At 68.6% G+C, this 24,327-nt stretch carries 22 protein-coding genes and 1 pseudogene; 8 read left to right on the top strand and 15 right to left on the bottom strand.

Annotated features, from left to right (window positions below):
* Nucleotides 1-64: 64 nt before the first annotated feature.
* Nucleotides 65-967, top strand: coding sequence for an ABC transporter substrate-binding protein (locus A6I89_RS07105; RefSeq protein WP_044990616.1), 903 nt, complete (start codon nt 65-67; stop codon nt 965-967).
* A 30-nt stretch (nt 968-997) separates the two neighbouring features.
* Here A6I89_RS07105 and A6I89_RS07110 read toward each other — a convergent pair whose 3' ends face one another.
* Nucleotides 998-2,143: an acyl-CoA dehydrogenase family protein gene (locus tag A6I89_RS07110; protein WP_005514927.1), complete on the bottom strand. Its 1,146-nt coding sequence runs from the start codon at nt 2,141-2,143 to the stop codon at nt 998-1,000.
* A gap of 123 nt (nt 2,144-2,266) precedes the next feature.
* Here A6I89_RS07110 and A6I89_RS07115 point away from each other — a divergent pair, with 123 nt between their 5' ends.
* Nucleotides 2,267-2,890, top strand: a complete 624-nt coding sequence (locus A6I89_RS07115) for a TetR/AcrR family transcriptional regulator (RefSeq protein ID WP_022594461.1) — start codon at nt 2,267-2,269, stop codon at nt 2,888-2,890.
* A gap of 43 nt (nt 2,891-2,933) precedes the next feature.
* On the opposite strand, the gene A6I89_RS07120 is transcribed toward A6I89_RS07115, so the two are convergent.
* The 6 genes from A6I89_RS07120 to A6I89_RS07145 form a co-directional block, all read right to left on the bottom strand.
* Nucleotides 2,934-4,400 (bottom strand): glycoside hydrolase family 5 protein, encoded by a 1,467-nt coding sequence (locus A6I89_RS07120; protein ID WP_022594459.1) that lies wholly within the window; start codon nt 4,398-4,400, stop codon nt 2,934-2,936.
* Between the two features lie 116 nt (nt 4,401-4,516).
* On the bottom strand, nt 4,517-6,052 hold the full coding sequence (locus tag A6I89_RS07125; RefSeq protein ID WP_022594458.1) for a long-chain-fatty-acid--CoA ligase: 1,536 nt from the start codon (nt 6,050-6,052) through the stop codon (nt 4,517-4,519).
* 35 nt (nt 6,053-6,087) lie between these two features.
* Complete coding sequence (locus tag A6I89_RS07130) at nt 6,088-6,681, bottom strand: RBBP9/YdeN family alpha/beta hydrolase (protein WP_022594456.1); 594 nt, start codon at nt 6,679-6,681, stop codon at nt 6,088-6,090.
* 103 nt (nt 6,682-6,784) lie between these two features.
* Nucleotides 6,785-7,840, bottom strand: a complete 1,056-nt coding sequence (locus A6I89_RS07135) for a beta-keto acid cleavage family enzyme (RefSeq protein WP_013415117.1) — start codon at nt 7,838-7,840, stop codon at nt 6,785-6,787.
* Between the two features lie 43 nt (nt 7,841-7,883).
* A complete protein-coding gene (locus A6I89_RS07140; protein ID WP_022594454.1) occupies nt 7,884-8,783 on the bottom strand; it encodes a TauD/TfdA dioxygenase family protein in 900 nt (299 codons plus the stop codon).
* Between the two features lie 31 nt (nt 8,784-8,814).
* Nucleotides 8,815-9,792, bottom strand: a complete 978-nt coding sequence (locus A6I89_RS07145) for a quinone oxidoreductase family protein (RefSeq protein ID WP_022594453.1) — start codon at nt 9,790-9,792, stop codon at nt 8,815-8,817.
* Between the two features lie 291 nt (nt 9,793-10,083).
* Between A6I89_RS07145 and A6I89_RS07150 the strand changes: the two genes are divergently transcribed.
* From A6I89_RS07150 to A6I89_RS07170, 5 genes are all read left to right on the top strand, one after another.
* A complete protein-coding gene (locus A6I89_RS07150; protein WP_022594452.1) occupies nt 10,084-11,112 on the top strand; it encodes an AraC family transcriptional regulator in 1,029 nt (342 codons plus the stop codon).
* Between the two features lie 177 nt (nt 11,113-11,289).
* Nucleotides 11,290-11,673, top strand: coding sequence for a carboxymuconolactone decarboxylase family protein (locus A6I89_RS07155; RefSeq protein WP_013415113.1), 384 nt, complete (start codon nt 11,290-11,292; stop codon nt 11,671-11,673).
* A gap of 82 nt (nt 11,674-11,755) precedes the next feature.
* Entirely contained in the window at nt 11,756-13,120 is a 1,365-nt protein-coding gene (locus A6I89_RS07160; protein WP_022594451.1) for an MFS transporter, read from the top strand.
* 40 nt (nt 13,121-13,160) lie between these two features.
* Nucleotides 13,161-13,925: a CoA transferase subunit A gene (locus tag A6I89_RS07165; protein ID WP_022594450.1), complete on the top strand. Its 765-nt coding sequence runs from the start codon at nt 13,161-13,163 to the stop codon at nt 13,923-13,925.
* Nucleotides 13,922-14,569 carry a CoA transferase subunit B gene (locus A6I89_RS07170; RefSeq protein WP_022594449.1) on the top strand — a complete coding sequence of 216 codons (648 nt, stop codon included), beginning with the start codon at nt 13,922-13,924 and terminating at the stop codon, nt 14,567-14,569. Before A6I89_RS07165 ends, A6I89_RS07170 begins: the two co-directional genes overlap by 4 nt.
* 42 nt (nt 14,570-14,611) lie before the next feature.
* On the opposite strand, the gene A6I89_RS07175 is transcribed toward A6I89_RS07170, so the two are convergent.
* From A6I89_RS07175 to A6I89_RS07190, 4 genes are all read right to left on the bottom strand, one after another.
* The gene (locus A6I89_RS07175) at nt 14,612-16,249 is read right to left on the bottom strand and encodes a VWA domain-containing protein (protein ID WP_005514944.1); all 1,638 of its coding nucleotides are present in this window, start codon (nt 16,247-16,249) and stop codon (nt 14,612-14,614) included.
* 69 nt (nt 16,250-16,318) lie between these two features.
* Nucleotides 16,319-16,750 (bottom strand): type II toxin-antitoxin system Rv0910 family toxin, encoded by a 432-nt coding sequence (locus tag A6I89_RS07180; RefSeq protein WP_005514945.1) that lies wholly within the window; start codon nt 16,748-16,750, stop codon nt 16,319-16,321.
* 90 nt (nt 16,751-16,840) lie between these two features.
* Nucleotides 16,841-18,484: a solute symporter family protein gene (locus A6I89_RS07185; RefSeq protein WP_005514946.1), complete on the bottom strand. Its 1,644-nt coding sequence runs from the start codon at nt 18,482-18,484 to the stop codon at nt 16,841-16,843.
* Nucleotides 18,481-18,843 carry a DUF485 domain-containing protein gene (locus A6I89_RS07190; protein WP_005514947.1) on the bottom strand — a complete coding sequence of 121 codons (363 nt, stop codon included), beginning with the start codon at nt 18,841-18,843 and terminating at the stop codon, nt 18,481-18,483. The genes A6I89_RS07185 and A6I89_RS07190 overlap by 4 nt, the downstream gene beginning before the upstream one ends.
* A gap of 281 nt (nt 18,844-19,124) precedes the next feature.
* Between A6I89_RS07190 and A6I89_RS07195 the strand changes: the two genes are divergently transcribed.
* The gene (locus A6I89_RS07195) at nt 19,125-20,861 is read left to right on the top strand and encodes an N-acyl-D-amino-acid deacylase family protein (protein WP_022594447.1); all 1,737 of its coding nucleotides are present in this window, start codon (nt 19,125-19,127) and stop codon (nt 20,859-20,861) included.
* A gap of 29 nt (nt 20,862-20,890) precedes the next feature.
* Here A6I89_RS07195 and A6I89_RS07200 read toward each other — a convergent pair whose 3' ends face one another.
* The 4 genes and pseudogenes from A6I89_RS07200 to A6I89_RS07215 all read right to left on the bottom strand — a co-directional run bounded on the left by A6I89_RS07200 (nt 20,891) and on the right by A6I89_RS07215 (nt 24,294).
* Complete coding sequence (locus tag A6I89_RS07200) at nt 20,891-21,253, bottom strand: Rieske 2Fe-2S domain-containing protein (RefSeq protein ID WP_005514949.1); 363 nt, start codon at nt 21,251-21,253, stop codon at nt 20,891-20,893.
* 108 nt (nt 21,254-21,361) lie between these two features.
* Complete coding sequence (locus A6I89_RS07205) at nt 21,362-23,116, bottom strand: sodium/solute symporter (RefSeq protein WP_013415107.1); 1,755 nt, start codon at nt 23,114-23,116, stop codon at nt 21,362-21,364.
* Nucleotides 23,117-23,126: 10 nt separating this feature from the next.
* On the bottom strand, nt 23,127-23,462 hold the full coding sequence (locus tag A6I89_RS07210) for a hypothetical protein (RefSeq protein ID WP_080668369.1): 336 nt from the start codon (nt 23,460-23,462) through the stop codon (nt 23,127-23,129).
* Nucleotides 23,463-23,497: 35 nt separating this feature from the next.
* Nucleotides 23,498-24,294 (bottom strand): annotated as a pseudogene (locus tag A6I89_RS07215) (LytR/AlgR family response regulator transcription factor).
* Between the last annotated feature and the right edge of the window lie 33 nt (nt 24,295-24,327).

Here is a 24,327-nt window from a genome sequence, read left to right on the forward strand (position 1 = left end):
ACAGATACGCACATTGTGCGCCCGCACGCACCTGTTCTTGTCGCATTCCGGGCGCGAAGGCAAGATGACTGCGGTGTTGACCCCCCGACGACGCTCTGCGGTCCTGGCCTCGATCTGCCTCGCCGTCGTTCCCGCGACCGCATGCACCATCGCCGATCCCGCCGACGCGGCCGACACGTCGGCAGCATCCGCGGACGCCGCGTCGCGGTCGGTCTCGTGCGGTCCCGGCGGCGGGCTCACCTGGGCGCCGGACGTTCTCACGATTGCGACCGACGACCCCGCCCACGCACCGTGGGTCATCGACAACGACCCGGCCAACGGGCTGGGCTACGAGGGGGCGGTGGCCCGAGCAGTGTCCGAACGCCTGGGGTACGCCCCCGACCAGGTGCGGTTCAGCCGGGTCGCCTTCGACGACGCCCTGGCGCCCGGGCCCAAGAACTTCGACTTCGACATCAACCAGTTCACGATCGTCACCGACCGGCGGGACAGCGTCGATTTCTCGGCGCCGTACTACCCGGTGGCGCAGTCGGTGGTGGCGCTGTCCACGAACCCCGCAGCACGATCGCGATCGCTCGCCGACCTGACGGAGCTTCGACTGGGCGCGCAGCGGAATTCGACGAGCCTGGCCGCGATCGAGGGCACCATCCGTCCGGGAAGGACGCCGATGGCATTCGACAGCACCGATACGGCGAAAGCGGCGCTGCTGGCCGGCGAGGTCGATGCGATCGTCGTGGACCTGCCCACCGGCTTCCACATCACGGAGGAACAGATTCCGGGAAGCGTCATCGTCGGGCAGTTCCCCCGCCCCAACGATGTCACCGAGTTCTACGGCGTGGTGCTCGAGAAGGACAGTCCTCTGACCGGGTGCGTGTCCGCCGCACTCGACGGCCTGTACGACGACGGGACCCTGGACGCTCTGATCGCGCGGTGGCTCACCGACAGCGCCGGCGCGCGGGTGCTGCAGTAGCAGCTCCCGCGGTCGGCGCCGCCGATCGGTTCACAGCTCGAGATCGCGACCGATGATCTCCTTCATGATCTCGTTGGATCCGGCCCAGATCTTCGTGACCCGGGCGTCCATCCAGGCCCGCGCGACGCGGTACTCGCGCATGAAGCCGTAACCACCGTGCAACTGCACGCAGTGGTCGAGGACCTCGTTCTGCACCTGCGCCGACCACCACTTGGCCTTGGCCGCGTCGACGGCGCTCAGACCCGAATCGGAGTGTTCGGCCACCGCGGCGTCGATGTACGCCTGGGCCACCTCGATCTTCGTCACCAGCTCGGCCAGCAGGAACTTGTTGTGCTGGAACGACCCGATCGAGTTCCCGAAGGCCTTGCGCTCCTTCGCGTACTCGATGGTCTCGAGCAGGATCTGCTTGGCGTGCGCGACGTTGGTCACTGCGGCGCCGATCCGTTCCTGCGGCAGCCGCTCCATCATCGAGACGAACCCGGTGCCGGGCTCGCCGAGCATCGCGTCGGCGGGCAGCCGGATCTCGTCGAAGAACAGTTCCGCGGTGTCCGCCTCCGGCTGGCCCACCTTGTCGAGCTTGCGTCCCCGCTCGAATCCGGGCAGCGACGTGTCGACGAGGAACAGGCTGATGCCCTTCGACCTCTGGGTCGGATCGGTTCGAGCCGCCACCACCACGACGTCGGCGGTGTAGCCGTTGGTGATGAACGTCTTGGAGCCGCTCAGAATCCAGTCGGAACCGTCGCGGACCGCGGACGTCTTGAGGTTCGCCAGATCCGAGCCGGCAGACGGCTCGGTCATGCCGATCGCAGCGACGGCCTCACCGGCGGCCATGCGCGGCAGCCACTGCTGCTTCTGCTCCTCCGACGCCAGGTCGACGACGTACGGGGTCACGATGTCGAAGTGGATGCCGAAGCTCGACGCCAGCGCCATGTTGACCGCGGCCAGTTCCTCGGTGGCGACGGCGTTGAACCGGTAGTCGCCGGCCTCGCCGCCGCCGTACGCCTCGGGGATCTCGAGCCCGAGGATGCCCTGCTTGCCGGCCTCGTGCCAGACCTCACGCGCGATGAGTTTGTTCTCGGCGTACTCGTCCACGTTGGGCACCACGTCGCGGGCCAGGAAATCGCGGACGGCCGAACGGAACTCCTCGTGATCGGCCGTGAAAACTGATCTCTTCACTTCGCAGCCCTTTCCGACTGAGCACTAACTTCTAAGCGTTCGCTTAGTCTGCGGTGGACGTGTGCGAAAGTCAACGCGGAAGACGTCGACACCGGGTCGACGGAGCGGCGGAGGTCGAACCAGATGACATCGCGAACAGGAACCCGATCGGGCGCGCCCGAGACGGAGCGGCCGGCCGCCGAGGCCGAGCAGCGACTGCTCGACGCCGCCCGCGACGCCTTCGCCGCGAAGGGCTACCACGGCACGAGCACGCGGGAGATCGCAGCAGGAGCCGGCATGAGCCCCGCCGCCATGTACATCCACTTCCGGTCCAAGCAGGACGTCCTCGCGCGACTGAGCATCGAGGGACACGTCTCCGCCCTCGCCCGACTCACCGCCGCCGCCACACCTCCCGGTTCGCCCACGAAACGCCTGCGGGCAGCGGTGTACGCGTTCGCCCACTGGCACGCCGAGAACACCACGACCGCCCGGGTGGTGCAGTACGAGTTGTCCCATCTCGACCCCGCCAGTCACGTGCAGGTGGTGCGGTTGCGGCGCGAGATCGTCGACACGGTGCGCTCGATCGTCGCGGACGGGTCGCGCGTCGGCGACTTCGCGGTGGCCGACGTCGACACCACGACGCTCGCCGTGCTGTCGCTGTGCATCGACACCGCCCGCTGGTACCCGTCTCGCGAACTCGACACCCCGGACGCGGTCGGCGCATCGCTGGCGGCGATGGCAGAGCGGATGGTCGGGGCGGTCGGCTGAGCCCGGCTCGTTCTTCCGCGCCCCCGAACCCCTAAGCGATCGCTCAGAGCGTTGTGACCGAGTACTCTCCGGCGGCCTCACCGATCAGGCGCCAGCCGCCGTCGACGCGGGTGAGCGCGACGTCGGCCACGTTCACCGTGTCCAGCTGCGGCCGCTCGGCGCCGGGGTACCAGGCCTCGATGCGTCCGGTGCCGTCGCCGCGGAAGCCTTCCGTCGCCACCTCGGTCAGGCCAGGCGCCGCCCGCGGGTACGCGCGGGCGAGTTGCTCCGCGAACCCCTCGACCAGCCCCTGCTCCTCCCCCGACGGACAGTCGATGCGATTGAGGTTGCCCTGCGGCTCGGCGGTATTGCCGTCCTTCACCGCGTGCGGGTCACCACACGCCTGGGTCCACGACCACCACGCGCCCCCGATCCGGTGCGTGTTCATCGCATCGACGAACCGGCGGACCTGACCTGCCTGCTCGTCCGGATCACCGAACCAGCCCCACTCGCCGGTCCACAGCGGCGCGCCGTACCAGTCGGCCGCCGCCGCGGCGATCCTGAATCCGTCCTCGATCGAAGGAAATTCACTGCTGACGTTGATCGACTGGCTGTAGAGGTGCGGCGAGAACACGACCAGCGGATCGGCAAGATAGTGCCGCGGCGGCAGCGCGTCGAATCCGAACGCCGACCACAGCGCGCTGGGCTCGAAGATCACCAGGTGCGGGAAGCCGCCCGTCTCGGCCTGCCGGATGGCCGCGATCGCCCGCTGATAGAAGCGTCCGATCTGATCGGCCGCCGCGAACGGGTCCCGAAGCCCGGGGTTCGGTTCGTTGAGCAGGTCGTAGCCCACCACCGCGGGCTCGTTCCTGAACTCTGCGGCCAGGCGCGCCCAGGTCTGCACCAGGTGGCCCTGCACACCCTGTTCGTCGTCGTAGAACGCCTGGAACGCCCTGGCGACCGCCGGCGACGCTTCCCGCTGACCGCCGATGTTGCACGTCGTCCACCCGCCGGTGAGCGTCGCCCATTCGGGTGCCCCGTCCCACCCGATCCCGCGCTGCAGGAGCGGCGGGCAATCCTGTCCCTCGGGCGTTCCCACGTAGGGACCCCACGCGTCCTGGTGCATGTCGAGGACCGTGTAGATGCCGTTGTCCTTCGCGTCCTGCACGGCCTCGCGGATCCGGGCGACGTAGGCGGCGTCGAAGGCGCCGGGGGTCGGTTCGAGCGCCGACCACGCGATGTTCAACCGCACCACGTCGAATCCGAGCGCCGCCATGGCTTCGAAGTCCGTCCGGTCCAGCGGCGCGACCGTCGGCAGTCCGGTTCCGTTGGAGGCGTAGTCGTTGAGCCCGTTGACGTTCGCGCCGCGCAGCATGACCGTCCGCCCGTCGACGTCCTTGATGGCGCCGTCCTCGACGGTCAGCCGCGGAAGCGTCCAGCCATCCGAGGCAGACGGGACCGGAGCCGCCGACACGGCCGGCGCGGCCTGGAGTGTCAGAGCCGCGAGGGCGACCATCAACAGTGCGCGCACGAGGAGCCTTCCTGTACAACCGTCCAAGTGGACGGAAGCTTAGGTCGGCACCGGGACCGAAAGGGGCGAAACCATCGAAGTTCCGCTCGCCGAGCACGTCTCGAACAGTCCTCGGGTCACACCAGTTCGCGCTTGAGGATCTTCCCCGTGGCGGTCATCGGCAGTTGCTCCACGAAGTGCACTTCACGCGGATACTTGTAGCTCGCCATCCGCTCCTTCGACCACGCGACGAGATCCGCGGCCGAGACCTCGGTTCCGGCGGCGGGAATCACGTAGGCGCGCACCTCCTCGCCGTGCCGCTCGTGCGGGACACCGACGACGGCGGCCAGCGACACGGCGTCGTGCGTCATGAGGACTTCCTCGACCTCACGCGGGTACACGTTGAATCCGCCGCGCACGATCATGTCCTTGGCACGGTCGACGATGTAGTAGAAGCCGTCCGCGTCCCGGCGCGCGAGGTCACCTGTGCGGAACCACCCGTCCCGCATCGCCTCCGCGGTCGCGTCGGGCCGGCCGAGGTACCCCTTCATGACGTTGTGGCCGCGGATCGCGATCTCGCCCACGGCGTCCGCGCCCTCGACGGTATTCCAGTCCCGATCGACCAGACGGACTTGCACGCCCCACAGCGGGACGCCGATCGAGCCCGGACGCGGCGCCTGCTCCGGATCGCTGAACAGTGCGACCGGCGACGTCTCGGACAGCCCGTAACCCTCCAGGATCTGCACCCCGAACCGCGACGCGAACCGTTCGAGGATCTCGACCGGCAGGGCGGCGCCGCCGGAAATCGCCTTGCGGAGGTTTCCGGCGATCTGCTCGACGTCCACCGAGTCGTCGACCGCACCGAGCAGGGACCAGTACATCGTCGGTACACCCGCGAATATCGTGATCGACTCGCGTTCCATGATCTCGAGTGCGGCCCCCGCCTCGAACCGCGGCAGCAGCACCAGCGTCGCGCCCACCGAGAACCCGGCGTTCATGTTGATCGTCTGTCCGAAGGAATGGAACAGCGGCAGGGTGAGCAGATGGGTGTCCGGCACGCTCGGCGTGCTGTCGAACAACCGGTTCGCGGCGATCGCGTTCAGCACCATGTTCGAGTGGGTGAGCTCGGCACCCTTGGGCTGGCCGGTGGTGCCGCTCGTGTAGAGGATCACCGCGGTGTCCGTCGCCCCGCAGGCCGCCGCCTCGAACGTGTTCGGCTGTGCGGGAAGCACATCCGACAGAGAGGTGACACCGTCGCCGCTGCTGCCGTCGATGACGAACATGGTGTGGCACCCCTCGGCGGACCGGAAGCCCTCCCGCCCGTACTCCCCGATCGGCAACTCCGGCCCACCCTCGAAGCAGAAGTACGCCGCCGCCCCGCAGTCCTGCAGGTGGTAGGTGATCTCACGACCTTTCAGCAGGACGTTGAGCGGCACGACGACCGCACCTGCCTTGAGGATCCCGTAGTAGACGATCGGGAACCACGGCACATTCGGACACGAGATCGCGACTCGGTCGCCGGGCTCGATCCCGGACGCGACGAGGAGATTCGCTATCTGGTTCGCCAGGCCGTCGGTCTCGGCGTAGGTGAACCGGGAATCCCCCAGCACCAGTGCGTCGCGCTGCGGGTACTTGCGGGCCGAGTCTTCCAGGAACATGGACAGATTGAGCATCGAGGCGTTCTTCTCTCGGGCGGCGATCGTGACGGTCAGTGGCTCGGTGCGGGTGCGGCGCCGATCGTGGTGAGGAGTTCGTCCAGAAGTTCGGATGCGCGCGGCCATTCGCCGTAGCCGGAGGCTGGATTGAGGTGCCCCACCTCACCGAGATCGACGAGCCGGCTGCCCCACGCGTGCGCCAGATCGACGACGGCCGTGAACTCGGCGAGCGGATCGTTGCGGCTCGCGGCGACGATGCTCGGGAACGGCAACGGGCTGCGCGGGACCGGGTTCCAGCCGTTGGCGTCGAGGTCGGGCAGCGTCGGATAGCCGGCGGGCAGCGGCGTAGAGAAATCCGGCGGGGTGGCCAGGAGCGCGCCCGCGACCGGGCGGTCGTGCCGAGACGCCCAGTGCACGGCGATCATCACCCCGGCGCTGTGCGCAACCAGCACGATGGGGCCGTCGATGCCGGTCAGGACGTCGTCGAGTGCGGCCACCCGTGCGTCGAGGCTGAGTCTGTCGTGCTCGAGCGGCGGAACGATGCGGACCCTGTCCAGGCCGGCGGCCAGCAGGGTCTGCCAGTGGTCGTCGACGTGGTCACGCAAACCGGGAACTATCACGACGGTCGGGGATGCGCTGCTGCTCATGGTATTTCCTTGAAAGATATCGAGGCGGACGGACCGAGCGGGGGACACCTGTAGGTGTCCCCCGCTCGACCGGAACACGCTGTCGCAGACGGGTGACAGCGGGTCAGGCGTGCCGGGTGAAGCCGACCTGACCGCGAACACGGTTCGGCGCGTAGCCGAGCTTGGCGAGGGTCTCGTCGGCGTCCTTGTAGGTGGTGCCGATCTTGTAGATGTCGCGCGCTTCCTTGCCGGTGGCGACCTCGCGGCCGAGTTCCTTCGCCACCCGGACCAGCTGACGGACCTGGTCGGCCGAGGTGATCTTGACCTCGCCGCTCGGCGCCCACAGGTTGTCCTCGTTGCCGCACCGCGGATGCAGGCCCATCGCGATCGCCATCGCGTTGACCGGCAGAACCGATCGCATGAGCGTCTCGAGGGTCAGGCAGGCGCCGTCCGGGACGCGATCGATGAACTGCATCATGTTGTACGGGTTGGGGCCGTCGAAGCCGCCACCGATCGCCACCCAGGTCAGATTCAACGGGCCGGTGTAGACGCCGCGACGGATCAGCCGTTCGACGGTCTCGAGCTGCGGGATCGAGGAGAGCTGGAAGTGCGGCTGGATACCGGCGGCCTGCAACCGGCGCAGGTGCTCCTCGACCCACTCGGGACCGGCAGGGACGGTCATCTCTCGGTAGGTGTGGGCCAGCTCGGCGTTCTCCAGAGAGGTGCCCTTGATGTCGCCCGGCGTCATCAACTCCATGATGTTCATCTGGCTGGTGTTGATGGCGATCGTGACCTGGTCGGGCTTCGGATCCAGCTCGGCGAGCATGTGGCGGACGTTGTCCGGAAGCCACTTCGCGTCGGCGCCGTCACCTTCCGGCGCGAAGGAGATCGAACCGCCGACCTGGAGGATCATGTCCGGCACAGCCTCCCGCAGACGCCCGAGGAGCTCGTTGAACTTGGAGAGCCGCTTCGAGCCCTTCCCGTCCTCCTCACGGACGTGGATGTGCAGCACGGTCGCGCCGGCTTCGTAGCAGTCCACCGCCTGCTGGACGTGCTCGTCCATCGTGAGCGGCAAGTCCTCGGGGAAGTCCTCCACCGCCCATTCCGGACCGTACGGCGCGACGGTGATGACCAGCTTGTCCTGGTTCTCGGGGAAGAGCGCATCGTCGTGGAAATGCATTGCGTAACTCCGTTTCTGAATAGCTGAAGGGCTGAAGGAAGACTCAGAAGGGGCGGTCGCCGACGATCCCGGCGCGCTCCATCTTTCGAACTGCCGGCCAGTAGTCCTGGACCGCGTAGTGCTGCGTCGAGCGGTTGTCCCAGATCGCGACGCTGTTCTTCGTCCACCGCCAACGCACCTGATATTCCGGGATCGTGGCCTGAGTCTGCAGGTACCGCAGCAGATCTCCGGCGCCCGGCGCGTAATCGATTCCGCTCCGGACGTTCTCGGCGGTGTGGAAGTTCGTCAGATGCGTCGTGAAGCTGTTGACGAACAGGATCTTCTCCCCCGTCTCCGGGTGGACGCGGACGACCGGGTGCTCCGCATCCGGGAAGCGCTCCTTCAGTTCGAGCCGCTGCTCGATCGGCAGCCGGGCGCCGAACGACGCCTCGATGCTGTGCCGCGCCCGAAGACCCTCGATCCGTTCCTTGACCCGTTCCGGCAGACGCGCGTATGCGAGCGCCATGTTCACCCAGATCGTGTCGCCGCCGACCGCCGGACCCTCCACGCAGCGCAGCACACACCCCATGGGCGGATTCACGCGCCACGTCGCATCACAGTGGTAGGCGTTCTCGAACGCTTCCGGGGCGCTGTCGAGGTCCTTGTAGATCCGGACCAGGCCGGGATGCTCGGGATCGCTTCCGACGACGGGGTGATCCTCGAGCGCGCCGAACCGCTGCGCGAGCGCCACGTGCTCGGCCCTGCTCATGTCCTGGTCACGAAAGAAGAGCACCTTGTGCTCGAGCAGACGCGATTTCAGTTCGGCGAACAGGACGTCGTCGCGGGACACCTCCCCGAGATCGACGCCGTGGACCTCCGCGCCGATGCTGCAGGTCAAAGGTCGTGCGTCCAGGTTCGCGACGGTCGCCCCGCGACCGCGAACGCGGCTTTCGACAATGGTCATCGCTCTCTCCTGTTCATGCTCGGAAGACGGTTCAGAACGAGAAGACCGACGAGCCGATGCTGATCCCCGACTCCAGGTCTCGGTGGGCCTGTTCGGCTTCCTCGAGTGCGTAGTGCTGGTTGATCTCGATCTGGATGCGGCCGGCCGCAACGTGGCCGAACAGCTCGCCGGCGAGCTCGGCTCGCTCGGCGGGGTCGGCGATGTAGTCGGCGAGCGCCGGCCGGGTCACGAACAGTGAGCCCTTGACCGCGAGTTCCATCGCGTCGATCGGCGGGATCGGGCCCGACGCCGTACCGAAGGCCACCAGCAGACCCCGGCGCGCCAGCGAGTCGATCGACGACTGGTAGGTGGTCTGCCCGATACTGTCGTACACGACCGGCACCCCCGCACCGTCGGTGAGCTCGCGGACCCGTTCGGCAACGTTCTCCCGCTTGTAGACGATGACCTCGCCGCATCCGTGCGCGCGCGCGACCGCAGCCTTCTCGTCGCTCGACACGGTTCCGATGACGTTGATGCCCAGCAGTTTCGCCCACTGGCAGAAGATCAGACCCACGCCGCCGGCGGCCGCGTGCAGCAGGACCGTGTCGCCCGCCTTCAGCGACGGAGCGATCCGACGCAGCAGGTACGACGTGGTGAGCCCGCGCATCGTCATCGCGGCCGCGGTCTCGAACGCGATCCCGTCCGGCAGCGCGATCAGGTGCTCGGCGGGCAGGACGCGCTCGGTGCTGTACGCGCCCAGTGGGCTGCCGGTATAGGTGACCCGGTCCCCCGCCGCGAAGCCCTCCACCCCGGGGCCGACCGCCTCGACGACGCCCGCGGCCTCGACGCCCATTCCCGCCGGCAGCGGGGCCGGGTACAGCCCGGTGCGGAAGTACGTGTCGGCGAAGTTCAGCCCGACTGCCTCGTGCCGGACGCGCACCTCGCCGGGGCCGGGGTCGCCGACGTCCACCGACTCCCACTTCAGGACTTCCGGTCCACCGGTCTCGTGAAAGCGGATCGCTTTGGCCATTGACTTCTCCTCGATCGCGAATCGACGCCCAGCGGCCGGCTCATTCGAGCCGCAGGGCGGAACACCCCGAGCGGCAGGCCTTTTCGAGCCGCGGCGCCGGTGTGACTCAACTGACACGACACTATCGAGCCGGCCACCCGCGCACATACCCTGCCGGGACATATTTCTTTCCCTTTCGGGACATAGGTGTGACGGGGGCAATATCGCGCACAGCACACCCGAGCTCGACTGCGACTGGGCACACACTTACCCTTACGGGACAGCACGACCATCCCGAGGAGGGTGATACGGGTGGCCAAGCCCCTCGCGCGATATGCGGCGCTCACCGGATATGTCGAGGTCAGCCGCATGCTGGGCATCGACCCGGTTCAGTTGCTGCGGACCGTCGGACTCGATCCGTCGAGCCTCGACCTACAGGACCGGTGGATCCCGGCAGCCTCCGTGGCACGACTTCTCGAACTGTCGTCGGCCGCAGCGGGGCGCCCCGACTTCGCACTCAAGCTCGCCGAGCACCGGCGACTGTCCACGCTCGGGCCGCTCAGCGTGAGCATCCGCGAGGAGCCGGACGCCCGCAGCGCACTGCGCATGCTGATCCGGTACCAGCACATGTACAACGAGGCCCTGCACATCCGCATGAGCGAGAGGGACGGGCTGTCCGCGATCCAGGTCAGCATCGAACCCGGCGAGCCGGTGCCGGTTCGGCAATCGGTCGAACTCGCGGTCACAGTGGTGCACCAACTGCTCCGTAACCTGCTCGGAGAGCGGTGGCACCCGGTCTCCGTGTGCTTCGAGCACGGCCGGCCCGCGGACGACTCCACCCACCGGAGAATGTTCGGCACCCCGCCCACGTTCGGCAGCGACTTCAGCGGAATCGTCACCTACACAGGAGATCTGAACGAGCCGAATCGCCTGTCCGACCCCGGGTTGCGAACGTATGCCAAGCAGTTCCTCGACACCCTGTCGGAGCCCGCGGAACCCACCGTGGAGGGGCGAGTGCGCGAACTGATCGAGCTGCTGCTCCCGACCGGCCGATGCTCCATCGACCAGGTCGCCCGAAGCCTCGGCGTCGACCGTCGTACGGTCCATCGCCATCTCGCGAAGTCGGGACAGACCTTTACCACGGTGCTGGACGACACCCGGGCCGAACTGGCGAATCGAATGGTGCGCGGGAGCCGGTACTCCTTCACGGAAATCTCCGAGATGCTCGCATTCTCGACCCCGAGCAGCTTCTCGCGCTGGTTCCATCAGCAGTTCGGCGCCAACCCCCGGGACTGGCGCAAACAGGCCGCGGCGAACGATGCCGCCCACAGCGGCTCCTGACCCCGGACGCCCGGGACGGGTGCCTGGTCGTCCACGATGTCCCGAGATGCACAGAATGACGTCCCAGTGGGGTAATTAATGCCGGCCGAGGCGAGATAACGTGATGTGCGCCACCTTTTGCGGCGCGCTGTCGCGCGCACCACATCCACCCTCGACTTCGGTGAAACGAGCGCTGCCATGACCACGAACCCCGAGCCGACATCCACCCCGACGATCAGTCGCATGCAGCAAGAGGGAAGCTGGAACCCCCTGTGGGACACACTTTCCCAGTGGGATCCCGAATGGACCGAACAGTTCATGGCGATGAACGCGACACCGATCCGACGCGGGGTGTTCCCGCCGGAGTTCGTAGAGTTGCTCAGTATCGCCATCGACGCCGCGGCCACGCACATGTACGCACCGGGCGTGCGCAGGCACATCCGCGCGGCCCTCGAACTCGGCGTCACCCGCGAGCAGATTCTCACCGTGCTCCAGATGGTCAGCGTCCTGGGGATCCACGCCTGCAACCTCGGCGTGCCGATTCTCGCGGAGGAACTGGCCGCGATGGAAGCGCGCCCCTAGACCACCGCCAACGCGGCGACATCGATCCGCGAGTCCTCGATCGCCGCGCCCCCTACCAGCCCATCCGCCTCCAGGAGCCACCATGGGACTGCCCCCCACGTCCATCGAACAGCCGGCCGGAACCGTCGAATCCGACGCACCCGGTAGGACGGCCACCTCCGCGCCCCGCCGCACCCGATCCCGAAGCTATCCCTGGATCGTCGCCGGCCTGGCGTTCGCACTGCTGCTGTCGGACTACATGTCCCGCCAGGTCCTCAGCGCAGTCTTCCCGATGCTGAAAGCCGAATGGGCACTGTCCGATTCCCAGTTGGCATCGTTGACCAGCATCGTCGCGTTGATGGTCGGCCTGCTGACGTTCCCGCTCTCCGTGCTCGCCGACAGGTGGGGTCGGGTCCGCAGCCTGGTCGTCATGGCCGTGATGTGGAGCCTGGCAACGCTGTGCTGTGCGATCGCATCCAACTACGAACAGATGTTGGCCGCGCGGTTCTTCGTGGGCGTCGGCGAAGCCGCGTACGGCAGCGTGGGCATCGCGGTGGTCCTGAGCGTGTTCTCCCCACGGTTGCACTCGTCGCTCAGCGGCGCCTTCATGGCCGGTGGCTCCTTCGGTTCCGTCGTCGGCGTCTCGCTCGGTGGCGTGATCGCCGTGAATGTCGGCTGGCGATGGTCGTTCACAGCGATGGCCGTACTGGGGCTCATCCTCGCCGCGCTGTTCCGCGCCGTGGTCACCGAGTCGCGCCTCGCGAGGTACGCCGTGCACGACGAACCCGTCACTCAGTCCGGCTCCCCCGACCCGACCGCACGCGTCGTGCGCGTGCCCGTGTCCACCCTGTTCACGAACCGCGCCGTGTGGTGCGCCTACCTCGCGGGTGGCTTCCAGATGTTCACCGCAGCCGTGCTGCTGTCGTGGACCCCCAGCTTCTTCAACCGGTATTACGGGATGGCACCGGACAAGGCCGGTGCGGTAGCCGCGCTGTTCGTCCTGTTGGTCGGCACGGGAATGGTGGTGTGCGGCATGATCACCGACCGCGTGAGCCGCACCGATCCCGCGCGGAAGTGGACGACGGCCGTCGTCTTCTGCACGATCGCGCTCCTCACGCTCGGCATCGGGCTCCGGCTGGGTACCGGGGCGCCTCAGCTGATCCTCCTCGGCATCGGCGCCTTCTTCTCCGCCGGATGCTCGGGTCCCACGGCCGCCATGGTCGCCGGCCTCACCCACGAATCCGTCCGCTCGTCGGCACTGGGTACACTCACCATCGCCAACAATGTTCTCGGTTTGGCGTTGGGCCCCTTCGTCATCGGCATTCTCGCCGATCGACTCGGCCTTCTCGAGTCGCTGCAGCTCGCGCCCCTCTTCTACATCGCCGCCATCGTTGCACTGCTCGTAGGCAAGCGCGTCTACCCCGCGGGACTGCGCAAGCTCGTAGCGCAGAGCACAGCGTCCGCCTGACCCGACGATCGCCGAGACACACAGAGACGGAAAGGTTCTCATGACCAAGATTTACCCATCGGCCGCCGCGGCGGTCGCCGACATCCCGTCCGGGGCCTCCCTGGCCGTCGGAGGGTTCGGGCTGTGCGGCATTCCGGACGTCCTGATCGCTGCCCTCGCGGCCGGCGCGGAAACCGCGTTCGAGGTGTTCTCCAACAACTGCGGAACCGACGGGCACGGTCTGGGAATCCTCCTCGAGACAGGCAGGATTCGACGTGTCACGGCGTCGTACGTCGGGGAGAACCGGGAGTTCGCGCGCCAATACCTGTCGGGGGAACTCGAGGTGGTGCTGACCCCGCAGGGCACACTCGCCGAGAAGTTGCGCGCCGGCGGGGCGGGGATACCGGCCTTCTTCACGCCGTCGGGCGTCGGCACCCTCATCTCCGAGGGCGGCCTGCCGTGGCGCTACGCGCCCGACGGCTCGGTGGCCCTCGCGTCCCCGCCCAAGGAGGTGCGCGCGTTCGGTGGTCGCGACTACGTGCTGGAGGAGTCGATCACCGCCGACTTCTCGCTGGTGCACGCGATGGTCGCGGACACCGCGGGCAACCTGGTCTTCAACAAGGCCGCGATGAACTTCAACCCGCTGGCCGCGATGGCCGGCCGAGTGTGCATCGCCCAGGCCGAGGTGATCGTCGAGGCCGGCGAACTCGATCCGGAGCAGGTGCATCTGCCGGGAATCTTCGTCGACCGGATCGTCCATATCGGACAGCAGGACAAGAAGATCGAGAAGCGGACCGTCTCGGCCGCGAAGGAGGGCACCCGATGACCGCGGTGGTGGAGACCGTCGGCTGGACGCGCGAGCAGATGGCCGCGCGGGCCGCGTTGGAACTGGCGTCGGGCGAGTACGTCAACCTGGGAATCGGCCTGCCCACGCTGATTCCGAACCATCTGCCGGGCGGCGTCGAGGTGACGCTGCACAGCGAGAACGGCATCCTCGGCACTGGTGCGTACCCGACCGAGGCCGAGGTGGACCCGGATCTGATCAACGCCGGCAAGGAGACCGTGACCGTCGACGCCGGTGCGTCGTTCTTCGACTCCGCCACCAGTTTCGGGATGATCCGCGGCGGCCACATCGACACGGCGGTGCTGGGCGGGATGCAGGTGTCCGCCACCGGCGACCTCGCGAACTGGATGGTGCCGGGCAAGATGGTCAAGGGCATGGGCGGCGCGATGGACCTGGTGCACGGCGCCCGCAAGGTGATCGTGCTCATGGAGCACACCGACAAGGCCGGGGCGTCGAAGATCGTCGAACGCTGCACCCTCCCCCTCACCGGGCGCGCGGTGGTCGACCGCATCATCACCGATCTCGCAGTGATCGACGTAACCGACACCGGTCTGGTCCTTCGGGAATGCGCTCCGGGAGTGACCGAGGACGCGGTCCGCGCGGCGACCGACGCCGTCCTGCTCTGACGCGCGGGGGTGGGCTGCACACGGATGCAGCCCACCCTGCCGTCAGCTGGTGGCGCGGCTACGCATCGCGTCCACGAACACGCCGGGAATCTCCGCAGGCGTGCGCGCGACGTGACTGGTTCCGCCCGTGGCGGCCGAGATCTTCTGCAGCACAGCCGCATCGGCATCCTCGGTGATGCCGATGGTGACGATGATGACCGGGCGTGCCGGGTCCTGCTCCCGCTTCAACGTGGCGAGCAGTTCGTCGAGCGAGATCGTCGACGGGTCCTCGTTGGCGCCGTCGGTGAGCAGGATGACGCTGTTGATCGCGGCCGGATCGTAGCCCTCCTTGACCTTCCGGAAGGCGGCGAGCGTCGTGTCGTACAGTCCGGTGCCGCCCTTGACGAGCGAGGGCAGCGTGCGGACGGCATCGGTCAGGCGCTGCCGGTGGCTGACCCCGTCGACCGTCTCGTCGAGGCGGCGGATCGGGGCGAGTTCCTTGTAGTCCTGCGAGCCCCCACCCAACCCGATCGAGAACGCCCACAGACCCAGTTGCGCGTTGTCGGGGAACAGTCGGGCGCCCGTCTCGCTGGCCTGGACCGTCAGCGCGATCCGAGTCTCCGGGCCGGCCTGCTCGGCCATCGAACCCGAGACGTCCTCCACCACGAGCGCGCGGGACGGCAACGCCAGCACCGCATACCGTCGGAGAACCTGAGCCGTCTCCGTCGGATCCTCCACGGTCAGCACCGCGACATCCCCCACGCCGCGGCCGGCGTCGAGCGGAGCCCGGTCCGGGGCGCGGAACCCGCGCTGCGCCAACGCGGCCCGGCCCGCGTCGGATCCCATCACCTCGGCCAGCGCGACGCCCGCACTGCGGGCGTCGTCGTGCTCGGACCCCGGCGCGGTGGCAACGACCGGATAGTCGAGGAACACCGCACCCGAGTTCGGAGTGGTCGCCTCGAGGCGCACCGCCGAGTCGCCCGCGTTCTGTCCCGCCACCTGCTGCTCGGTGGCGATGGCGATCCCGCCGTCCGATGCCACCGCCGCGAGCCGCGCGGCCGGGTCGGTCTGATGCATGTTGGCGGCCTGCGCCTGGGCGAGCGGAACCAGCGCTCCGGGCACCGCGTCGCCCGGGACGGTGCCGGCGGCGGACTCGGACAGCGCACCGACGATGGGGGCACCCGAGACGGTGCTGGTGAGCGGGTCGCCGATCCGCAGACCCTGCAGCTGCAGAGCGCTCAGCCAAGTTGCGAAGAACGGCATGTCGCCCTCGCGCGCCGCGATGACGACCGGCGTCGTGGCGATCGACGGGGCCGCGACGTCGAAGAGTGTGCCGGTTCCGCTGCTCGCCTTCGCGACCCACTGCGTCGAATCCGGAATCCACAGGTCCGGCCCCGACTGTTGACCGGGCGACCCGAGCGGTTCCATGCCGGACGCGGCCTCGATCCGGAAGCTGCGGCAGCCGAGGTCCTCCGCCGATGTCGCCGAAGTCACCTCGGTGAGCACCGGCGAGATCGACGGGTCGGCGGCCACCACGAACTCGGTGACCGAATCGCATCCGCCGCCGGCGACGGCGTCCACCGCGAAGTACGCCCCCACACCCACGACGACCACCGCAGCGAGGCCGATCGCCCCGTACTTCACCGACGGCGACGCCGCCGCGGTGGATTTCGCGCGCGGCGCGCTGTGACGACCGGCCATGTCTTCGAGACCTCCGTAGGGATCGCGTTCCGGCCGGGCCGCCGGTCGCGTTGTGCGGGTTCCGCCGAATCAGGCGTAGAGAGTGACGAACTTCTGCAGCGAGCCCTCGATGTCGCCGCGCAGCGCCTTGGCCACGCCCGACCCGATGGGTCCGAACAGGGGTGCGCCGCCGAGGTCGATGTCGAGCGCGACGACGGCGCCCACCGTGGACGGTTCGACGCTGAGGACGAGGCCGAGCTTCACGCCACCCTTGCCGTCGCCCTTCAGGACCAGGCTCCGCGGCGGGTTGTACTGCTTGAGCGTCCACGTCACGCGATTTCGCAGGCCTTTGACCGTGACGACCGAACTGACGACGGTGCCGGTGCTCAGTTCCGCGGGCAGATCGCTACGCCAACCCTCGTGGATGCTGAGCCACTGCTCGAACTCGGTGAGGTCCGACGCCCGGTCCCACGCGTCCTCGGGGCTCATCGGCACGTCGACGGACACCTTCAGCTTGGCCATTGTCGGATCGTAACCAAAAGGTGACGTAGACGACAGTGCGCCCCGTGACGCGGCTGCGTCACGGGGCGCCCCGGGAAGCCCGGACGGCCGCTAGTGGGCCACGGCCTTCTCGACGCCGACACCGGTGAGGGAGCGGACCTCCATCTCGGCCTGCTTGAACGGATCTTCAAGCTTGTTCCGTCCCACCCAGGTACCGACGATGCCGAGCGCGAACGCCAGCGGGATCGACACGATGCCGGGGTTGGCCAGCGGGAACCAGGCGAAGTCGACGTTCGGGAACATCGACGTCTTGGCGCCGGAGACGGCCGGCGAGAAGACGATGAGCACCAGGCAGCTGATCAGGCCGCCGTAGATGCTGAACAGCGCGCCGGTGGTGTTGAACTTCTTCCAGAACAGCGAGTACAGCAGCGTCGGCAGGTTCGCCGACGCGGCGACGGCGAACGCGAGCGCGACGAGGAACGCGATGTTCTGTCCCATCGCGAGGATGCCGAGGACGATCGCAACGATGCCGATGACGACCACGGTGATCCGCGAGACCCGGACCTGCTCCTCCTCCGACGCCTTGCCGCGCTTGATGACGCTGGCGTAGATGTCGTGGGCGAACGACGCCGACGCGGTGATCGCCAAGCCGGCGACGACCGCGAGGATCGTCGCGAACGCGACCGCCGAGATGATGCCCAGGAAGATCGTGCCGCCCAGTTCGAACGCCAGCAGCGGCGCCGCCGAGTTCTCCTTGCCGGGAGCGGCCAGGATCGTATCGGGGCCGACCATCTTCGCGGCGCCGTAACCGAGGACGAGCGTGAACAGGTAGAACGCGCCGATCAATCCGATCGCCCACGTCACCGAGCGGCGGGCCTCCTTGGCGGTGGGCACCGTGTAGAAGCGCATGAGCACGTGCGGCAGGCCCGCGGTGCCGAGGACCAGGGCGATACCGAGCGAGACGAAGTCCAGCCGCGACATGTCGCTGATCCCGTACTTGGCGCCCGGTGCGAGCACGTCGCGCCCGGCGACGGCCTCGTTGGCGGAGCCGTTGACCATGTTCTGCGCGTCGGCCAGCAGCTGCGAGAAGTTGCCCTTCACCGCGAACAGCACCAGGACGAACATGATGCCGGCGCCCGCGATGAGCAGGACGGCCTTGACCATCTGCACGTACGTGGTGCCCTTCATGCCGCCGATCAGCACGTAGACGATCATCAGCACACCGACGACCGCGACGACGATCGCCTGTCCCGCGAAGTCCTTGATGTTCAGCAACAGCGCGACCAGGCCGCCCGCACCGGCCATCTGCGCGAGCAGGTAGAACAGCGAGACGACCAGCGTCGACAATGCCGCCGCCATCCGCACCGGACGCTGCTTCAGCCGGAAGCTCAGAACGTCGGCCATCGTGAATCGTCCTGTGTTGCGAAGCAGTTCGGCCACCAACAGCAGCGCGACGAGCCACGCGACGAGGAACCCGATCGAGTACAGGAACCCGTCGTATCCGTACACCGCGATGGCGCCGGCGATACCGAGGAACGACGCCGCCGACAGGTAGTCACCGGCGATGGCGAAACCGTTCTGCGGGCCGGAGAACTGGCCGCCGCCGGTGTAGAAGTCCGACGCCTTCTTCGTCGATTTGCTGGCCCGGATCACCAGGGTCATGGTGCCGACGACGAACGCGACGAAGATCGCGATGTTGAACAGCGGATTGCCGACATCCGTTGCCGGAGCGGACTGTGCGAGCGTGGTGATCACCGGGCCGGTCCTTCCAGTTCCTCGCGGATCGCCGACGACCGCGGATCGAGTTCACGGTTCGCGAACTTCACGTACAGGGCGGTGATGACGAACGTCGTCACGAACTGGCCGAGACCGAGCACGATTCCGAGGTTGACGTTGCCGAACACCTTGGTGGCCATGAAGTCCGGCGCGTACGTCGCGAGCAGGACGTAGCCGGCGTACCACGTGAGGAAGAACGCGGTCATCGGAAAGACGAAGCGCCGCAGCCGGTGCCGGAGTTCCTGGAACTCCGGGCTCGCCTGCATGTCGAGGAACGCCTGCGCGTCGGGCGTGGGCCGCTGCGGCGGCGCTCCCGAGCCGAGGTCGGTGGTGGTCATGATCGGGCTCCTCCGATGGCGGGCGACGGGCGTCGCGGGGTGTGCGAAGCGACGCTAGTGAGAGCCAGATCACAGGAGAAGGGTGTGGTGCCAGTCACACGCCGAGCTGTCGACGCGTGCGCCGAACGGTAGCCGCCACACGACGAACGGTCGGCTCCCGAACCCTGCGACCGAGCGAACGAACGACCCGATTTCCACACTCACTGACACCGTGTCCAGTTAGTCTGACGCCTGTCATCGAGACGCATGACGTGCCGGTCGACTCTCAGCGAGGAGTGGATATGGGTTTCTCTCTCGTGATCTCCAACGGGACAGTGGTGGACGGGACCGGCGGTGAACCCTTCGTCGCCGACGTCGGGGTCCGGGACGGCTCGATCGTGGCCGTCACCCCGGGAGGCGAACTCGCCGATGCGGACGCCGACGAGGTGATCGACGCGACCGGACTGCTCGTCACCCCGGGGTTCGTCGACATCCACACCCACTACGACGGCCAGGTCACGTGGGACCCGATGCTCACACCCAGCTGCTGGCACGGTGTCACCACCGCGGTGATGGGCAACTGCGGCGTGGGATTCGCTCCGGTGGCCGACGCCGACCGCGAATGGCTGATCGGCCTCATGGAAGGCGTCGAGGACATTCCCGGTGCCGCGCTGTCCGCCGGGATCCGCTGGGGCTGGCAGTCCTTCCCGCAGTACCTCGACGCGCTCGACCGGCTGCCGCTGGCCATCGACGTGGGCACGCACGTGCCGCACGGAGCCGTGCGGGCGTACGTGATGGGCGAGCGCGGTGCCCGCAACGAGGCGGCGTCGGCCGAGGACATCGCGTTGATGGCCAAGCTGGTCCGTGAGGGCGTCGAGGCCGGGGCCCTCGGCTTCTCGACGTCACGCACCATCGTGCACCGGGCGATCGACGGGGAACCGGTACCGGGAACCTTCGCTGCCGAGGACGAACTGTTCGGCATCGGGCAGGCGCTGGCCGCCGCCGGAACCGGGGTGTTCGAACTGGCACCGGCCGGCATCATGGGCGAGGACCTGGCGGCCCCCGACCGCGAACTCGATTGGATGCTGCGGTTGGCCGAACTCACCGGGCGGACAGTGTGTTTCGGCCTGATGCAGCACGACAACGTGCCGAACGACTGGAAGCGACTGCTCGACGCCGCTGCCGCCGCGTACGAGACCGGAATACCCCTGCGCCCGCAGGTCCCGGCGCGCCCGCTGGGCCTGCTGACCGGCTTGCAGACGTTCAACGCCTTCCACACCCGGCCGACGTACCTCGCGGCCGCCGCGCGCGCCGACGGCGACCTCGACGCCCTGGTGGCCGCGCTGCGTGACCCGGCGACCCGGCGCGCGATCCTCGACGAACCCGATTCGCCCGACAATCGGATGCCGTACCTGAGCAGGCTCGACCGGACGTTCGATCTCGGCCACCCGCCGCGGTACGAACCCGATCCCGACACCAGCCTCGCCCGCGAGGCCGAGCGCGCCGGGCGGGATCCGTTCGAGTACGCCTACGACCTCATGCTCACCGACGGGGGCCGCGCGTTGTTCTTCCGGCCTCTCTTGGGGTACTCGGACTTCACGCTCGACCCGACCCGGGAGATGCTGATGCATCCCGCGACTGCGATCGGCCTCGGCGACGGCGGCGCGCACGTGGGAGCCATCTGCGACGCGTCGAACACCACGTTCATGCTGACGCACTGGGCGCGCGACCGCAGTCGCGGTGACCTGATCCCGCTGGCGACCGCGGTCCGGAAGATGACCCTCGACACCGCGACGATCTACGGACTCGGCGATCGCGGCGTGATCGCCGAGGGCAAGAAGGCCGATCTCAACGTGATCGATTTCGAACGGCTGCAGCTGCAGTCGCCGACGATGGTGCACGACCTGCCGGGCGGCGCCCGGCGCCTGCTGCAGGGCGCCGACGGCTACCGCGCGACGATCGTCTCCGGTCGGGTGGTGCTCCGCGACGGCGTCGACACCGGGGCCCGCCCCGGCGCCCTGATCCGCGGCTCACGCTGAGAGCTGCCCTCACGTCGTGGGCCGCGGGCTCACCACCACGCGTTCGCGGCCCGGACCGGGCGACCGGTGGGCGCGGCGTCGGACCGCTCGAGATACAGCAGCCCGTCCCGCTCCTCGGTCGTCCAGGAGCGGATCGGCAGCAGCTTGGGTGACCCGCCGACGCACTTGCCCTTGCCGTTCCAGCGCCACCGGTGGGCGGGGCAGTCGATGGTGTCCCCCACGACCCGGCCCTTGCTGAGATCGGCGCCCATGTGGGGGCAGCGGGAATCGAGGACGTTGATGCCGCCCGCCCGGTCGGAGTAGACGACGAGATCGGTGTCGAATGCCCGGACGGCGTGGGGCTTTCCGTCGCGGTAGTCGTCGGCGGTTCCGAGGCAGTGCCAATCCGACACGGGGTCTCCTTCTTCCGGGCGTGAGCGCGGGCAGCACACGCAGACCCGTCACGTTCGCCGATACCGGCGACGGGCGTCAATCGCCGGACCCACCTACCGGAACCCGGATCACGTCGATCGCAGGTCGTCCTCGCGGTCGCGGCCCATGCCCAGTCGTTCCGGCGCGTGCATGCGGGTGAAGATCCGGCCCACGTCGCGAGGGATCTGCCGCCGGGTGGCGAGGCTGACCGACACCATCGCCGCGAACGACAGCGGGACGCTGACCGCGGCCGGGTAGCCGATGAGCACGGACGGCCAACCGTTCCAGAGGTTCTCGGAGGGGACGCCGAGCACCGCGAGCAGGGCCGCTCCCCCGCCGGTCACCAGCCCGACGACGAGACCGGCCGTCGCTCCCGCGGCAGTGAGTCCGCGCCACCAGATCCCGAGGACCAGCAGCGGGCACAACGTCGAGGCCGCGACCGCGAACACCAACCCGACAGATCGGGACAGGTCGAGCGACGCGGCCCCGAGCGCCAGGATCAGCGGTACCGCTCCGGCGAGGACCGCGGCGACCCGGAAGTCCCGGACCCGACCGCGCAGCACGTCGGTGCTGAGGACACCGGCGATGCTCACCAACAGCCCCGACGACGTGGACAGGAACGCCGCGATGGCGCCGGCCGCGACCAGCGCGGCGAGCAGTTGGCCGCCCCACCCGGAGAACACCGAGACCGGGAGCAGCAGGACGGCAGCGTCCGACGTGCCGGTGATGAGCAACTGCGGGACGTACAGCCGCGCGAACACCCCGAGCAGGACCGGGAACAGGTAGAACACGCCCACCAAAGCGATCACGACCAGTGACGTCAGGCGGGCCGCGCGCCCGTCCGGGTTGGTGTAGAAGCGCACGAGGACGTGCGGCAGACCCATCGCGCCGAGGAACGTCGCGAGCATCAGCGAGTACACCTGGAACATCGGGTGCGGACCGCCGAAACCGCCACCCGGATCGGCCCACCCGGCGCCGTCGGCGGGAGCGCCGGCCACCACCGGGACCGGTGATCCCGCGGGCAGCACCAGCGTCGTGCCCTTCCCCAGTTCGTGCCGGCCCGCGCCGAGTCGGACGTCGCCCGACACCGCTCGGTCGTCGAGTCGTCCGTGCACCGTCACGTCGGTCGCGACGGCGACCTGCACCACGACGTCGGTGGTGACGTCCACCGACGTCTGCGTCGCGACGGTGGGCGGGGCGGGTGCGCCCACCGACTGCTGGTCGGCGAAGAAGTGCCCGGCCAGCACCAGCGCGGGAACGGCGACGGCCGTCAGCTTGAGCCAGTACTGGAACCCCTGGACGAACGTGATCGACCGCATGCCGCCGCCCACGACGTTGCCGATCACGATGATCCCGACCACGACGATGCCCACCCAGCCGGGCACGCCCAGCAAGATGTTCAGCGTCAGACCCGCGCCCTGGAGCTGCGGCACCATGTACAGCCCGCACACCAGCGCCACCACGATCATCGCGACACGGCGTACCCGCACGGAACCGAGCCGGAACTCCGCGAAATCGGGGACGGTGTACGCGCCGGAGCGGCGCAGGGGCGCCGCGACGAACAGCAGCAGCCCGAGGTAACCGGCGGTGAACCCGATCGGATACCACAGCGCGTCCGCACCGTACTTCGCGATGAGGCCGGCGACACCGAGAAACGAGGCGGCCGAGAGGTACTCACCCGAGATCGCCGCCGCGTTCCACCGCGGCCCGACACTGCGCGACGCCACCAGGAAGTCGGAGGTGGTGCGCGCCAGACGCACCCCGTAGATCCCGATGCCGACGGTCGCGACGGCCGCGGCGACGAGCGCGAACACCGTCAGGAGGGGAATGGGCTGTCCGGTCATGGGCGCCGCCTCAGTCGTCGACCAGGTCGGCGAAGTCCTGTTCGTTGCGCTCTGCCGCGCGGATGTAGAACCAGCCCGCCGCCAACAGGATCGGCAGCGGGACGCTCACCGCGAGCAGCCACGGCAGACGGACTCCGAAGACCACGACATCGGCGACGTCGGGGAACACGAGCAGCAGGACGGGCACCACCGCGAACAGCAACCCGACCGCCGCCGCGACCCGCGTGGCGAGGCTCAGCTGGGCCCGGACGAGCCCGCGGATCATCGCGTCGCCGATCTCCGTCTGCTCCTGCACTTCCACGCGGGTGCGCACCATCCGGGCGCCGCGCCGCTTCGCGAGCACCACCCGTTCGCGGGCAGGTGGAACGGCACCCGGCGACGTCACCTCGACGTCCAGTTCTGACGCGGACCGCGGATGAGTTTGTCCTTCAGTTCCCGGGTGTGCCGACGACTCACCGGCAACTCCACCGACGGCGCGGTGCCCTGCGGACGCAGGCACACCACGAGCCCGGAGCCGACGCTGCGGATGCCGGTCACCTCGGCGAGCGACACGAGGTACGAGCGGTGTACCCGCAGGAACCCGGCATCGGCCCAGCGACTCTCGAGCGACGAGATGGGGATGCGTACGAGGTGCGATCCGGTACCGGTGTGCAGGCGCGCGTAGTCGCCGTCGGCCTCCACCCACTTGACCGTCGACCGCGGCACCAGTGTCGTCACACCGCCGAGTTCGACGGGGATCACCTCGTCGGCCGACGAGTCGTCGTCGGCGTCGTCCTTCGCTCGGCGTCGACGCTCGACGATCCGGCGCACCGACTCCGCGAGCCGCTCCTCGCGCAGCGGCTTGAGCAGGTAGTCGACGGCACCGAGGTCGAACGCCGCGACGGCCCGGTCCTCGTGCGCGGTCACGAACACCACCGACGGCGGGTTCGCGAACTGAGTGAGGATCCCCGCCAGCTCCAGACCGTCGAGCCCGGGCATGTTGATGTCGAGGAAGACTGCATCGATGCCGCCGTCCCGCAGGATGCGCAGCGCGGTGGTGGCGTCTCCCGCGGTGAGGATCTCCCCGATCTCGTCGCGGGCACGGAGCAGAAAGCCAGCTCGTCGAGGGCAGGTCGCTCGTCGTCGACTGCCAGCACGGTCAGGAGGCCGTCAAAGGGCCGGTCAGAGATCTCGTTCACAACGGATCCATCGTGCCATGTCGCGGGGACCCT

Source organism: Prescottella equi, assembly GCF_002094305.1.
GTDB lineage: Bacteria > Actinomycetota > Actinomycetes > Mycobacteriales > Mycobacteriaceae > Prescottella > Prescottella equi.